Annotated in this window: 13 protein-coding genes; 6 read left to right on the forward strand and 7 right to left on the reverse strand. The window is 44.4% G+C overall.

The window, feature by feature from the left end; genetic code table 11:
* Positions 1-39: 39 nt before the first annotated feature.
* Both QZ938_RS15435 and QZ938_RS15440 read right to left on the reverse strand, forming a co-directional pair.
* Positions 40-591, reverse strand: a complete 552-nt coding sequence (locus QZ938_RS15435; protein ID WP_293348365.1) for a transposase — start codon at positions 589-591, stop codon at positions 40-42.
* A 269-nt stretch (positions 592-860) separates the two neighbouring features.
* Positions 861-2,477, reverse strand: coding sequence for a Ppx/GppA phosphatase family protein (locus QZ938_RS15440; protein WP_293348368.1), 1,617 nt, complete (start codon positions 2,475-2,477; stop codon positions 861-863).
* Between the two features lie 226 nt (positions 2,478-2,703).
* Here QZ938_RS15440 and QZ938_RS15445 point away from each other — a divergent pair, with 226 nt between their 5' ends.
* Entirely contained in the window at positions 2,704-3,588 is an 885-nt protein-coding gene (locus QZ938_RS15445) for a 4-hydroxybenzoate solanesyltransferase (protein ID WP_293147442.1), read from the forward strand.
* Positions 3,589-4,214: 626 nt separating this feature from the next.
* Positions 4,215-9,950, forward strand: coding sequence for an Ig-like domain-containing protein (locus tag QZ938_RS15450; protein ID WP_293365575.1), 5,736 nt, complete (start codon positions 4,215-4,217; stop codon positions 9,948-9,950).
* Positions 9,951-10,311: 361 nt separating this feature from the next.
* On the opposite strand, the gene QZ938_RS15455 is transcribed toward QZ938_RS15450, so the two are convergent.
* Both QZ938_RS15455 and QZ938_RS15460 read right to left on the reverse strand, forming a co-directional pair.
* Entirely contained in the window at positions 10,312-10,569 is a 258-nt protein-coding gene (locus QZ938_RS15455; protein WP_293354343.1) for a type II toxin-antitoxin system Phd/YefM family antitoxin, read from the reverse strand.
* On the reverse strand, positions 10,566-10,889 hold the full coding sequence (locus QZ938_RS15460) for an addiction module toxin RelE (protein WP_293354345.1): 324 nt from the start codon (positions 10,887-10,889) through the stop codon (positions 10,566-10,568). Before QZ938_RS15460 ends, QZ938_RS15455 begins: the two co-directional genes overlap by 4 nt.
* A gap of 233 nt (positions 10,890-11,122) precedes the next feature.
* Between QZ938_RS15460 and QZ938_RS15465 the strand changes: the two genes are divergently transcribed.
* The gene (locus QZ938_RS15465) at positions 11,123-11,374 is read left to right on the forward strand and encodes a DUF433 domain-containing protein (RefSeq protein WP_293147432.1); all 252 of its coding nucleotides are present in this window, start codon (positions 11,123-11,125) and stop codon (positions 11,372-11,374) included.
* The gene (locus tag QZ938_RS15470) at positions 11,358-11,717 is read left to right on the forward strand and encodes a DUF5615 family PIN-like protein (RefSeq protein ID WP_293147430.1); all 360 of its coding nucleotides are present in this window, start codon (positions 11,358-11,360) and stop codon (positions 11,715-11,717) included. Before QZ938_RS15465 ends, QZ938_RS15470 begins: the two co-directional genes overlap by 17 nt.
* A gap of 92 nt (positions 11,718-11,809) precedes the next feature.
* Here QZ938_RS15470 and QZ938_RS15475 read toward each other — a convergent pair whose 3' ends face one another.
* From QZ938_RS15475 to QZ938_RS15485, 3 genes are all read right to left on the reverse strand, one after another.
* Positions 11,810-12,154, reverse strand: coding sequence for a type II toxin-antitoxin system PemK/MazF family toxin (locus QZ938_RS15475; RefSeq protein WP_293147429.1), 345 nt, complete (start codon positions 12,152-12,154; stop codon positions 11,810-11,812).
* On the reverse strand, positions 12,141-12,350 hold the full coding sequence (locus QZ938_RS15480) for a toxin-antitoxin system, antitoxin component, Xre family protein (RefSeq protein WP_293147427.1): 210 nt from the start codon (positions 12,348-12,350) through the stop codon (positions 12,141-12,143). Before QZ938_RS15480 ends, QZ938_RS15475 begins: the two co-directional genes overlap by 14 nt.
* 106 nt (positions 12,351-12,456) lie before the next feature.
* Complete coding sequence (locus QZ938_RS15485) at positions 12,457-12,714, reverse strand: type II toxin-antitoxin system ParD family antitoxin (protein WP_293354347.1); 258 nt, start codon at positions 12,712-12,714, stop codon at positions 12,457-12,459.
* Between the two features lie 156 nt (positions 12,715-12,870).
* On the opposite strand from QZ938_RS15485, the gene QZ938_RS15490 reads away from it, so the two are divergent.
* Positions 12,871-13,368, forward strand: a complete 498-nt coding sequence (locus QZ938_RS15490) for a TIGR00725 family protein (protein ID WP_293147425.1) — start codon at positions 12,871-12,873, stop codon at positions 13,366-13,368.
* A gap of 8 nt (positions 13,369-13,376) precedes the next feature.
* Positions 13,377-13,907, forward strand: coding sequence for a hypothetical protein (locus QZ938_RS15495; protein ID WP_293147423.1), 531 nt, complete (start codon positions 13,377-13,379; stop codon positions 13,905-13,907).
* Positions 13,908-14,234 lie beyond the last annotated feature (327 nt).

Below are 14,234 nucleotides of genomic sequence, written 5' to 3' on the forward strand. Positions count from 1 at the left end.
TAGACAGAAAATCTTCGGCTGACGCACCCTACGGACTCACTACTCGTGACCAATATGTGCCGGAATATCTGGGATGTCATTTGCTCCCCAATCTTCAGGATAAATGCTTTCGGCAACAAATCGATGGAAGCTAGAATATTGCCAATCTTTGGGGGACTGGCATAAACCATGTTTGACTGGATTGTAATGAATATAATTGCAATGATTAGCATAGTCTGTTTCATCTCTAATTAAATGTTCCCAAAATCTTCGCTGCCAAAGATTTCTTTCTTTCCGTTTTTGTCTAGATTCGCTAATTTCGGCTTGTATTCCTAATTTATCAGCGCATTCATGTGTGACAAAAGTTTTAATAAATCTCCAACGAGTTGCATAATTGTTATCACCCTCTGGTAGTGTCCAAATACAATGTATGTGATTTGGCAATAAAACAATTGCCTCAATTGAAAAAGGGTAAAGTTGCTGGACTCGGAGTATGGATTTTCGTAAAGATTCGCGAGCAATATCGCTGCACAGCCAAGGAATTCTTTGATAAGTGACTTGGGTAAAAAAGTAGGTTGCTCCGTCTATGGTGGCTCTCCGGTAGTTCGACATAATATTGAGTTAGTAGTCGTTAGTTATTGTAGGGTGCGTCAGGACTGAATGTTTTCTGACATTGCTAATTTTTTCGCCTGACGCACCCTACGGTTATTATCGTTATTGTAGGGTGCGTCAGGACTGATTTTTTTGACAAGAGATAGATAATCTGCGACTGACGCACCCTACGGGCGTGTTAATTATTGTAGGGTGCGTCAAGACGGAATATTTTGACGACAGACAGATAATTTTCGTCTGACGCACCCTATAGTTGCTCTACCTTGTATTTAAACAGGAACGAGAGTCGGTTCTAAAGTCGCTACTAATTTGAGATTGTACTCATCCTCAAAACACGGTTTTTTATAATCTAAACTCCAAAGTTCCAAAGCACAATCGTCACCAGGATTGAGTGGTTGCAGCCGCAGGTGAAATTCTCGAACTTCCGGGCGGTGTTCGCATTTGAAATCAGCGATCGCCCCAATCTGCCGCCTATCCAAAGCCACAGCTAACCGCAAGAATGGATGCAATTTACTAACGACTTCTCGGTATCTTTTAGGCAAAATGACAAAATTTTCGTGTTTCTTTTTCGGAGGATTTTTGCGGTGATAGCGAGCTATATTGGCAATTACTTCAATCTCAGTTTCAGTGTATCCCAATAATTCACCATTGCGAATTAAATAGTAGGAATGCTTGTGGTGGGCCGAATGGCTGACGTACAAACCGCTGTTGTGGAGAATCGATGCCGCCCACAGTAACTCACTTTCTTCACTTCCCCAATTGTGCAGAATTCCTTGGGTTTGGTCGAACAAATTTAGGGCAAATTCTGCGATTCTTTCGCTTTGTTGTAAGTTAACTTGATATTTTTGGGCCATGTGCAGAACACTGCGCTGGCGGATTGAACCTTGATAGCGCAAGCGGTTTTCAATCAAACCGCGACTTAGCATCCAGTCAACAATGACGCCTTCTCTTAAAGATCGATCGCACACCGTGAGCGATTCCATGCCTAATAGTGCCATCGCTTCTTGCAAAATCAACGCCCCGGCGAGAATAATTTCCGCCCGCTTGTCCGACATTCCGGGAATCGCCAGCCTTTCGGAGTAGGAAAGCTTGCGGAAACGATTGACTAGCTCGCGCAAATCTTTTAAACTTAGCTGATATCCAGCCAGCGGACTCGGAACTGTTCCCAACTTTTCGCGAGCGTTAATTGCAGCCAGAGTTTCGATGGTTCCCGCAGTGCCGATCAAGCGCAGATCTTCGCCTATCTTGAATTGCGATCGCAATTCGTCGATCGGTCTTTCCAACGAAATCCGAATATAAGCTTGCAAATAAGCAAACTCTTCTCGGCTAATCGGGTCAGTTTTGACAAATTCTCCTGTTAAGCGCACAGCACCAATTTTGGTACTCGTCAGACAGCGCGGTTCAGAACTATCTCCTAAAATCAACTCCGTAGAACCGCCACCAATATCAATAATCACCTGCGATTGATTGTTAAATTCCATACCCGAAAGTACGCCGAGATAAATTCTCCGGGCTTCTTCTTGTCCGGAAATTAAGCTCACATTCAAGTCTAACTCATCAGCAACTTGTTTGAGAAAATCCCGCCCGTTAGGAGCTTCTCGAACCGCACTGGTAGCCACAGCTATAACTTGTTCTGCATTAAAAGTTTTAGCAATACCTTGAAAACGGCGCAAAGTTGCGATCGCCCTTTGCATAACCTCTGACTTCAAACACCCTGTTTTAGCCTCGCAATCGCCCAACCGAACCGTATCTTTTTCTCTAGCAATAATCGCAAACGCAGGCAATTTCGGATCGATCCGCGCCACCACCATGTGAAACGAGTTAGTACCCATATCAATAGCGGCAATAATGCGATTTGACTCCGCAGCAGCAAGTGAATTAACCATTGGAGTGTATCGGGGTTGACAGATATTTATAATTATTTCACGAATCCAGTTAAGCAGGATATTAAATCAGCAAAAATCGGGAATTAGGGCATCGGGCATCGGGCATCGGGCATGGGGCAAAGAGGGCATCGGGACATACATCACTTTTTTGAGAACCGCTATAGTAGGTGATTTTGCCTAAAATTTGATAACATTTAATGTTAAAAATCTAAAACCTAAAATTAAAATGCTTCAAGAGCCCGATCGCCAAACCGAATCCACATTACTAACCGTCGTGAAGCTTTTGAGGTGGGACAAGCCAGCAGGGCGGCTAATTTTAATGCTTCCAGCCCTGTGGGCCGTCTTTTTAGCAGCAGAGGGAAAGCCGCCCGCAGCATTGGTAGGTGTGATAGTGTTGGGCACCTTAGCAACAAGTGCGGCGGGATGCGTGATCAACGACTTGTGGGATCGCGATATCGATCCTGAAGTAGAAAGAACGCGATCGCGCCCCCTAGCATCCCGCGCCCTAACAGTGCAAACTGGAATAGGAGTTGCCTTAATCTCCTTTGCTTGCGCCGCGATTCTCGCATTTTATCTCAATCCTTTAAGCTTCTGGCTATGCGTTGGCGCCGTACCAGTAATTATTTGCTACCCGCTAGCAAAAAGATTTTTCCCAGTGCCGCAATTAGTGTTATCAATTGCCTGGGGATTTGCAGTTTTAATTAGTTGGAGTGCCGCCGTTAATAAATTAGAATTAGCAACTTGGTTGCTGTGGGGCGCTGTAGTGTTGTGGACGATGGGATTTGATACAGTTTACGCCATGAGCGACAAAGAAGATGACTTGCGTGTGGGCGTCAATTCCAGCGCTATCTTTTTCGGGGATAACGTAACTAATGCTGTGGGTTTTTTCTTTGTTGGTACTGTAGGTTTATTGGCAGCAATGGGAATCAATCTGCACTTGCACGTCGGTTTTTGGATAGCAATTTGTGTGGCGGCAATTTTGTGGTTTTTGCAGTACAGTCAACTGCGAAAAGCCGATATTCCCAAGCCTGTTTACGGTGAAATCTTTCGCCAAAATGTTTGGGTGGGATTTGTGATATTGGCGGGAATGATTGTTGGGGAGATTTTTTAGTTGATTGTTGGGCTTGTTCCGCAGGTAATTGATGTGAAACTCGAATGATTGAAGCTTGACAGAAGAGATTCACATCGATTTAAGCCATGAGGGCGGGCACGCACCATCCACCGCCCCTACAAAACGATGATTTACCTGAGAATGAAACAGCCCTGCGTACATCCCGGGGGGAGGAGCGATCGCTTCTTCCTCCTTTTTTACGCTTCAGCTACGTAAATATACTTACCTACTAAGCCAATTGGCCTAGACTCTTTAGACATATTGCTGATGTGGTGGCTTCTAATAACGAATATTATTCTTGTGAAGTAAGCAAAACTTAACTACATACATGAGTATGAAAAACTACGCCAATGTGCGGTGGTTCTAGAAAATTGAGCGGTATAAATTTTATATTTACAAAATAAAATTCTCACAGTGTCATGTTCTACGGGCGATCGCACACCCTGTGTAAAGTTTTGCAACTAAATGTCAAGACTCCGGGGCAGTGCTCATAGATACATAGCGACCGAAAGTGAAGCGAGTTTAACGACTTTCTAAACTTTGGCTCTTCAGTTGAATTTGCGTGCATTTGTAAACGCGAGACAAAAGTAACCACCACCCAGAAAAAAAGGAAAAAATACGATATCATGGCTACAAATTTTAACCCCAATCGTGTAATAGTCAAACTGAGACCCACCACAAATTCAACTCAAATTACCAGCTTGTATGCAGAAATCGGAGTGACCAACGTCACCAAAGCCTCAGAACTTGGGATTGACATTTGGCAGATTCCTTCAGGAAAGGTTGAACAAACAATATCCGCTTATAAGAACGATCCCCGCATTGAATACATAGAGCCGGATTATATCATCACCCTTGAAGATATCCAAAAAACGAGTCCTGCTCAAGAAAAATTAGCCACAATTACACCCCAAGCCACAACTCCCAATGACCCTAGCTATTCCCAATTATGGGGACTCAACAACACAGGTCAAAGTGGGGGAACAGCCGATGCAGACATCGATGCCCCGGAAGCCTGGGATATTCAAAAAGGAAACCCCAACTTAGTTATCGGCGTTATTGATACGGGGGTTGATTACAACCACCCCGACTTAGTGGGCAATATCTGGACAAATCCAGGGGAAATCGCCGGAGATGGCATCGATAACGACAATAACGGATATATAGATGACACTCGTGGCTGGGATTTTGGCAATAACGATAATAACCCAATGGATGTGAACGGACATGGTACCCATGTTTCGGGAACCATTGCCGGAAAAGGGAATAATGGCGTTGGAGTGACAGGGGTTGCTTGGAATGCCAAGATTATGCCACTTAAGTTTTTCAGTGATGCTGGTTCGGGCGATACATCCGGCGCGATTTTGGCAATTAACTATGCAACGGCGAAGGGAGTCAAACTTACTAATAACTCTTGGGGTGGCGGAGGCAACAGTCAAGCCCTATCCGATGCCATCAATACTGCCGGACAACAGGGAGCTTTATTTATTGCAGCAGCAGGTAATGATTATGGAAATAACAATGATGCAGCTCCTGTTTATCCTGCCAGCTACAACCTATCTAATATTATCTCTGTTGCCTCAACCACCCGCACCGATGGACTCTCCTATTTCTCCAACTATGGAGCCACCAGTGTTGATTTAGGAGCACCCGGTTCTGATATCTATAGCGCCTGGCCTAACTCTACCTACAATACTATCTCTGGGACATCAATGGCATCTCCCCATGTCACCGGGGCGGCGGCGTTGCTATGGTCTCAAAATCCCACTTGGACAGCACAGCAAGTTAAAGACAAGCTGCTGCAAACAACCGATCCTATTTCCGCTTTGAGTGGTAAGACTGTTTCAGGAGGTCGGTTAAACGTTAATAATGCTTTGAGTAGCAACCCAAGTTCAGGCTCTTTTACTGAAGATACCAGTATTTCCTTTCCTGGTGTTAGCAACGGTTCCGTGGCCTGGGCAGACTACAGCGGAGACGGCAAACAGGATTTCCTGTTGACTGGTTACTCAAATTCAGGCTACATCTCTAAACTGTACAAAAACACGGGCAGTGGTTTTACCGAAGATACCAGTATTTCCCTTCCTGGTGTTTACGGCAGTTCCGTGGCCTGGGCAGACTACAGCGGAGACGGCAAACAGGATTTCCTGTTGACTGGTTACTCAAATTCAGGCTACATCTCTAAACTGTACAAAAACACGGGCAGTGGTTTTACTGAAGATACCAGTATTTCCCTTCCTGGTGTTTACTACGGTTCCGTCGGCTGGGCAGACTACAGCGGAGACGGCAAACAGGATTTCCTGTTGACTGGTTACTCAAGTTCAGGCTACATCTCTAAACTGTACAAAAACACGGGCAGTGGTTTTACTGAAGATACCAGTATTTCCCTTCCTGGTGTTTACGGCAGTTCCGTGGCCTGGGCAGACTACAGTGGAGACGGCAAACAGGACTTCCTGTTGACTGGTTACTCAAGTTCAGGCTACATCTCTAAACTGTACAAAAACACGGGCAGTGGTTTTACTGAAGATACCAGTACTTCCCTTCCTGGTGTTGGCTACGGTTCCGTGGCCTGGGCGGACTACAGCGGAGACGGCAAACAGGATTTCCTGTTGACTGGTTACACAAGTTCAGGCAGCTACATCTCTAAACTGTACAAAAACACGGGCAGTGGTTTTACTGAAGATACCAGTATTTCCCTTCCTGGTGTTTACGGCAGTTCCGTGGCCTGGGCAGACTACAGCGGAGACGGCAAACAGGATTTCCTGTTGACTGGTTACTCAAGTTCAGGCAACATCTCTAAACTGTACAAAAACGCCACAACCCCTTCAGACACAACCCCACCCACAGCTAGCAGTTTCACTCCAGTTGATAATGCCACAGGAGTTGCCGTTGGTGCTAACTTAGTTGTCAATTTCAGCGAAGCTATCCAAAAAGGCACTGGCAATCTGGTCATCAAGAAACTGTCTGATAATTCGGTTGTAGAAACCATCGCGGTAACGGCTGCTAATGTCACAGTTAGTGGTACTCAACTCACGATTAATCCCACAGCAGATTTAGGGCAAGGCACTGATTACTACGTGGAAATTGCCAACGGTGCAATTAAAGATATTGCTGGCAACAATTATGCTGGTATTACCGGAAATAGCACTTGGAATTTCACAACTGCCACCGCTGCCGATATCACCCCACCCACAGCAAGCAGTTTCAGCCCCGCCGATAATGCCACAGGAGTTGCCGTTGGCGCTAACTTAGTTGTCAATTTCAGCGAAGCTATCCAAAAAGGCACTGGCAATCTGGTCATCAAGAAACTGTCTGATAATTCAGTTGTAGAAACCATCGCGGCAACTGCTGCTAATGTCACAGTTAGTGGCTCTCAACTTACGATTAATCCCACAGCAGATTTAGGGCAAGGCACTGATTACTACGTGGAAATTGCCAGCGGTGCAATTAAAGATATTGCTGGCAACAATTATGCTGGTATTACTGGCAATAGCACCTGGAATTTCAAAACCGTCGGCGGGCTACTACAGACAATTACACCTGATTTTGATAGTGCTACCGCCGGAAATCAAACTACCAAAGGCTTCAGGCCAAATAACTCCGTTGGAGTCGATGTCAAATATTCGACATCCGATAACAACAGCACCCTAGCATCCTCCTTCGGATTTAAGCTGCACTACAACTCCTCACAACTCAACTTTGTCAATTTTACGAATCCGCTGTCATCTCCCGTAACGCCGACTATCGGTACTCCAGAGACAGACACCGGGAACGAAGATAATGACCCCGCCACCGATAAAGTAATTAATGTGGCTTGGCTGAATTTCTCTGGTACGGCTTGGCCGAATACTCCTCTACCCGCTAACTTATACAAAGCTAACTTCACGGCATCATCCACTTACACAGGCACAAACATTAACTTTAGCAGTAATAACGCCTCCCCTGGATATAGCTTTTCACCCACATCCGCAGTCTTGACTCTGGCACCACCGGTCAGTTTAGATGCTGATGGTAATAATGCAGCCCAGGGAGCCAGCGACGGGGTTTTGATTGCACGCCATTTGTTTGGTTTTACTGGTACTACCCTCACGAATGGGGCGATTGGTACTGGTGCTACTCGCACTACTGCTACAGACATACAAACTTACCTAGAAAATGGTCGGACGACGATGCTAGATGCCGATGGCAACGGTACTGCACAGGGAGCCACGGACGGGGTTTTGATTGCTCGATATCTGTTTGGTTTTACTGGTACTACCCTAACTAATGGAGTCATTGGTACTGGTGCTACTCGCACTACTGCGACTCAGATTCAGCAATTCTTAAGCTCCTATCTGCCCACAGCCCCTGCATCTAGTAATAGCGTAATTACTAATAGTGGCGCTACCCAAAATATTACCGCGATCGCCACCACTCAGAATGTAGCTCCGGGTAGTTCCGTTGCAATTGATGCCAGGTATTCTACATCGGATAACAACAGCACCCTGGCATCCTCCTTCGGATTTAAACTGCACTACGACTCTTCTAAGCTTAATTTTGTCAATTTTGCGAATCCAGGGGTATTGTCAACTCCCGTAGCACCTACTATCGGTACTCCAGAAACAGACACCCTGGATGAAGATAACGACGCCTCCACTGATAAAGTAATTAATGTGGCTTGGCTGAATTTCTCTGGTGCAGCTTGGCCAAACGTGGCTTCACCGACCACCCTATACAAAGCCAACTTCACTGCGTTACCTACTTTTACTACAGGTAATGCCAAGGTCAACTTTAGTAGTAAAAATACTTCTCCTGGTTATACCTTCCAAGGAACAGGAACAGTTATTACTGCCGATACAACCGCACCGACAGCCAGCAGTTTCACTCCCGTCGATAATGCCACAGGAGTTGCCGTTGGTGCTAACTTAGTTGTCAACTTCAGCGAAGCCATTAAAAAAGGCACTGGCAATCTTGTTATCAAGAAACTGTCTGATAATTCTGTGGTAGAAACCATCGCGGTAACTGCTGCTAATGTCACAGTTAGCGGTACTCAAATCACGATTAATCCCACAGCAGATTTAGGGCAAGGCACTGATTACTACGTGGAAATTGCCAACGGTGCAATTAAAGATATTGCTGGCAACAATTATGCTGGTATTACCGGAAATAGCACTTGGAATTTCAAAACTGTTGCACCAGCCGATACCATCGCACCCACAGCCAGCAGTTTCACTCCCGTCGATAATGCCACAGGCGTTGCCGTTGGTGCTAACTTAGTTGTCAACTTCAGCGAAGCCATTAAAAAAGGCACTGGCAATCTTGTTATCAAGAAACTGTCTGATAATTCAGTTGTAGAAACCATCGCGGCAACTGCTGCTAATGTCACAGTTAGCGGTACTCAACTCACGATTAATCCCACAGCAGATTTAGGGCAAGGCACTGATTATTACGTGGAAATTGCCAACGGTGCAATTAAAGATATTGCTGGCAACAATTATGCTGGTATTACCGGAAATAGCACTTGGAATTTCAAAACTCAGGGGACCGCGGCTATTAATGGCACTGCTGGCGCTGATAACTTAACCGGAACTGCCAATGCAGATATCATCAATGGATTAGCCGGCAACGACACCCTCAACGGGGGTGCAGGAAACGACACCCTAGATGGTGGCAATGATAACGATCTTTTAGATGGAGGGCTCGGAAACGACCAACTTAAAGGTGGATTGGGGAACGATATTTATGTTGTCGATAGTGTCGGAGATGTCGTCACTGAACTTGCAGCTCAAGGAACCGACTTGGTGCAATCTTCTGTCACCTACACCTTACCGGCAGAAGTGGAAAACCTTACCTTAACTGGCACTACGGCGATTAACGGCACGGGCAACGGCTTAGGCAACACTATTGCAGGTAACGCGGCCAATAATACGCTCAACGGGGGGGCCGGTCAAGATACTCTAACGGGTGGTACGGGTGCGGATACCTTCCTCTTCCAGTTTGGACAATCCCCTGTATCCGGGAGCGATCGCATTACCGATTTAGCGATCGGCAGTGATAAAATCGACTTGCTGACTCAAGGTGGAGCCGCGATGAATGCGCCCAGTAGCTTTAGCCGTGCTGCTAACAGCGCTGCTACTACCTTACAAAATGTTGTAACTCAAGTGTTTACCGATGCTAATGGAGCATTAGCCGGAAACCAAGCTCTCGGAATTAATAGCGCTGCTTTAGTTACAGTCACAACGGCTTCGATCGCCGGTACTTACCTTGTGATTAATGATGGTACTGCTGGTTTTCAGGCTGGTAACGATTTAGTTATCAACTTAACCGGATCTACCGGGACGTTACCCGCTTTGGGCAGCATTCCCGTTACGAATTTCTTTATCTAACAATAACCTGAAGGATTGGCGCTGCATTATATAAGTACGATCTGTCAATCCAAACGGGAAAAAGTAGCTAAGAAATCCGGTTTTGATAAAGTCCGACAGGGAATTAATTTCCTGTCGGACTTTATTTGTATAGCTATTCTGACTGTTGAGGGTGCGGAATATGGCAGACAAAGGCGATCGTCCTTTCTCAGCTAGATTCAGAAGGGCGATCGCCCATAATTCATCAAACTATCGATCGCCCTTCTTGCATCTGTGTTAATCTGCGTCCATCTGCGGTCAAAAAAGATCGATCGCCCTTTCTAATAATTCAGAAGGGCGATCGATCTTTCTTAAGTTTACTTTTTTGAGTCTCCAACAAAGCTCATTCATCCACTAAATTCCAGAAATCCTCCGACTTCAATCCTCCCTCTTCTTTCAAACTTTGCCGAGATTTATCCAAAATTTGATTGAATTTTGGATTGTTAGCCAACAAGAAACGCTCCAGAGCTTCAGGATCTTTAATTAAAGTCATTGCCGCTACTGGTTGACCATTTTCAGTAATTAAAATTGGCTCTCCGCGATCGGCACTCAAGTAATCAGCAAATTTTGCTATAATTTCAGCTAAAGAAACTATTTTCATGATTCAGTCTGCTCTGTTCCTATGAATAACTGATTGCCAACTTTTACCCCAATTCCCAAGATATAAACCTCATAGGTATCAAGGTTAGTCTCATAAAACACTCGGAACCGATTACTCGGTCCAAATCGCAACTCCCAAGTAGCACCTAGTTCAGAAGGTTCGACTAGCGGTTTGCGGTTGCGCGTTTCTACCTCTGGTTCATAGCTTAACTGCTCTTCTACTGTACTGCGGATTAATGAATAATACTTGCGATCGATCGCTGCGAGATGCTGGAATACTGGCCGTGTAAAGATAATTTCAAACTTCTGCTGAGGTGTCATGCTTAGTTAAGGTCATGATCATTCATATTAGACCAAAAGGGCGATCGTCATTCATAAAATGAATGATCGCCCTTCTTACCTCAGCGTTAATCCGCGTTAATCTGCGGTCAAAAAAGATCGATCGCCCTTTCTAATAATTCAGAATGGCGATCTCTTTTTCTAAATTATGATATAATTACCGATCAGTTACAGCTAGACTTGCCCACTTCTTTTGATATAAAGGAGTAAAGCCCGTGAAAATAGAAGAATTACTGCAAAGAAAAGGAATTATTCACCGCGATCCAGAAATTATGAGCGGTGTCCCCGTATTTGTCGGAACTCGCGTTCCCTTAAAAACTTTTTTCGATTACCTAGAAGGTGAAAGCGGTTTCACAGAATTTATTAATGATTTTCCTTACCTAGAAAGTCAAGCAATTAAAGTGCTAGAAAATCTCACTAAGATGATGCTCTCGCTAGAAAGTGATTCAAATGCTTATATTGCTTGATGAAAATCTTTTGAGTCAAAAACTCAAGCAGCCTTTCTTAGACGAGGGTCATTCAATCAGCAATGTTTATGATATGGGGTGGAGAGGGCTAAAAGACAGGGAAATTCTGGATCGATCGGAGAATCATCCTTTTGATGTTTTTATCACGGCTGATAAAAATCTTCCCTATCAACAAAATTTAGCAAATCGTGCTATTACAATTGTGGTGTTAGATTCTAGCAGTACGAGACCCGACCATCTTGTACCTTTAATGAGACAAGTTAGCACTATGATATCGTCGCTGCCAGCAGGTTCCGCAGTTCGCATTAATGATGCTGGGGATGTTGTTTCCATTAGTCCTTGATCGATCGCCCTTCTGACATCCCCGTTAATCTGCGTCCATCTGCGGTTAAAAAAGATCGATCGCCCTTTCTAACAATTCAGAAGGGCGATCGCTCAATTATTACCTATAATTCCAATCAATCCCTCTTTCAAAGACTGGATATCTACATCTTGAAGCCTTCCCAGTTTTTTGATAATCAGTTGCACCTCAATTGTCGTAATAACAGGCTTAATCATAGACGCTTTTAGAAGCCCAGCCCCTCGCCAATCTGCGATCGTGATATCACCGACTTTCGGGCTACTGCTAACTTGACTCGTTATACCCATCAGAATGCGATCGGGATATTCTACATTATAAACGTCAGAACTAATCACAACTGCTGGACGTTTTTTATTTGTAGTTTGATCGGTAAAAGGAAACGGAACTAAAACCACATCACCAAAATTATAACTCGTCATATTCCGCATCCTCTGGGTTATCCCAAATTTTAGCAAAAGCTGCTTCTGAGAGTTTAGTCGCTGTATAAACGAGAAGACGAGCTTCACTTCGCGTTAATAGGAAGTCGATAAAATCTTCTAATACCGTGATTTTATCTGGCGGTAAACTGCGGATTTTTTCCATCAGCTTTGTTTCAGGATTTTGGGCGACACTCATGTTATTTTTCACTTTTTTAATGACAACATAGCATATACTTTAAGGTAAGTAGCTAATTCAATCAACTCGCGGATAACTTGCGGACGTTTTTGGAACGAGGTCATTTTTATTCCTGCAACCCCTGATTCTGGGAAATGCGCGATCGCACAGCTTGACGAATCTCCATCCAATTTTCCTCCGTCATCGCCGTAGGATTTGCAGATTCCAAGCCCTCTAATAACATCGCTTCCAAACGTTCTGAAGCTTTGCGTTTTTGGTCTTGGCGAATTAACTCGCGGAAATACTCGCTAGCTGTACTGTAACCACCTTGGGCTACCTGTTCTTCTATATAAGTTCGCATAGAGTCAGGCAGAGAAATATTCATGCTTGTCACGGTTATTACTTACCTCATTTAACTCGTTATCTTAATTATGGCAGATTTTGCCATTTTTTGTCAATTCTTACAGCCAGTAATCTTTTAATAATAAAATGAAAAAAGGATCTGGCAATTTCAAAAATGCAATATACTCACCCATAAACTATGAAAAAAATTATCATCGGTATCATGGGCCCGGGCGAAAGTGCCACATCAACTGACTTAGAAAATGCCTATCAACTCGGACAACTCATCGCCGAAGCTGGATGGATATTGCTAACTGGTGGCAGAAATGTCGGCGTCATGGAGGCGGCCAACAAAGGAGCAAAAGCTGGTAACGGTTTAACAGTCGGTATCCTTCCGGGAAACGATACTCGCGGCATTTCTGAAGCAGTTGATATTGCCATTGTCACCGATATGGGAAATGCCAGAAATAACATTAACATTCTTTCTTCAGATGTCATAATTGCCTGCGGTATGGGCACGGGTACTGCTTCGGAAATTGCCCTCGCCCTCAAAGCTCACAAGCAAGTTATCTTGTTAAATGAGAACGCCGAAAGTCAACTTTTCTTTAAAAGCTTAGGCAATTTTAACATTTTTGTGGTAAACAATGCTGTAGAGGCTATGAATCAAGCTCGCAAAATCCTAGCAAATCCCAGATGAAATCCCAGATGAGACTAAGCAAATTTAACTTTTGTGCGATCGCAATTTTCCTAACTTTGGGCATTTTCGGCAGTACCAAAGCAGACGGAGGAATTGCACAGTTCAGTTTCAGCAACAAATCTACTCAAACTTTAGCACAAACCCTCCCTCCTCCTCCGCCTCCTGCTCCTGCCAAATTACCTGTCATCGAACAAGAAGGCCCGCCGATTACTAGCGAATCCGTGCCGGATCAAATAGCTTTAGCAGCCCATTTGCAGACTATCAAAGCTAGAATGTTCGGTGCTTACTGGTGTCCGCACTGTCACACGCAACAAGAACTTTTCGGCTTACCAGCATTTACCGCGATTACTTACATTGAGTGCGATCCCAGAGGTAAAGATGCTCAACCAGATTTGTGTAAGGCAGCTAATATTAAAGCTTATCCCACTTGGGAAATTCGCGGTAAATATTACACCGGTAGGCTATCTTTGGAAAAACTTGCTATTCTATCCGGTTATAAAGGAAGTAGCAATTTTAGGCCACAAGTTCCCTCTCCTTAAATATATCTAAATTAGTTTGCGATCGCACTCGCTCACTAAAAAACCGGGTTTTTGAACTGATAGTTGTAAGGTGCTCTTTGGCGCACCCTATTCGATCGCAAATTATCTCATTTTCCATAGAATGAACGCAATCATATTGGTTTGTAGTAAGGACTTTAGTCCTAGTTATGGATGCGGACTAAAGTCCTCACTACAAACCTGATGCGGACTAAAGTCCTCACTACAAACCTGATGCGGACTAAAGTCCTCACTACAAACCTGATGCGGACTAAAGTCCTCACTACAAACCTGATGCGGACTAAAGTCCTCACTACAAACCTGATGCGG

It is taken from the genome of Microcoleus sp. CAWBG27, assembly GCF_020883145.1.
Taxonomy (GTDB): domain Bacteria; phylum Cyanobacteriota; class Cyanobacteriia; order Cyanobacteriales; family Microcoleaceae; genus Microcoleus.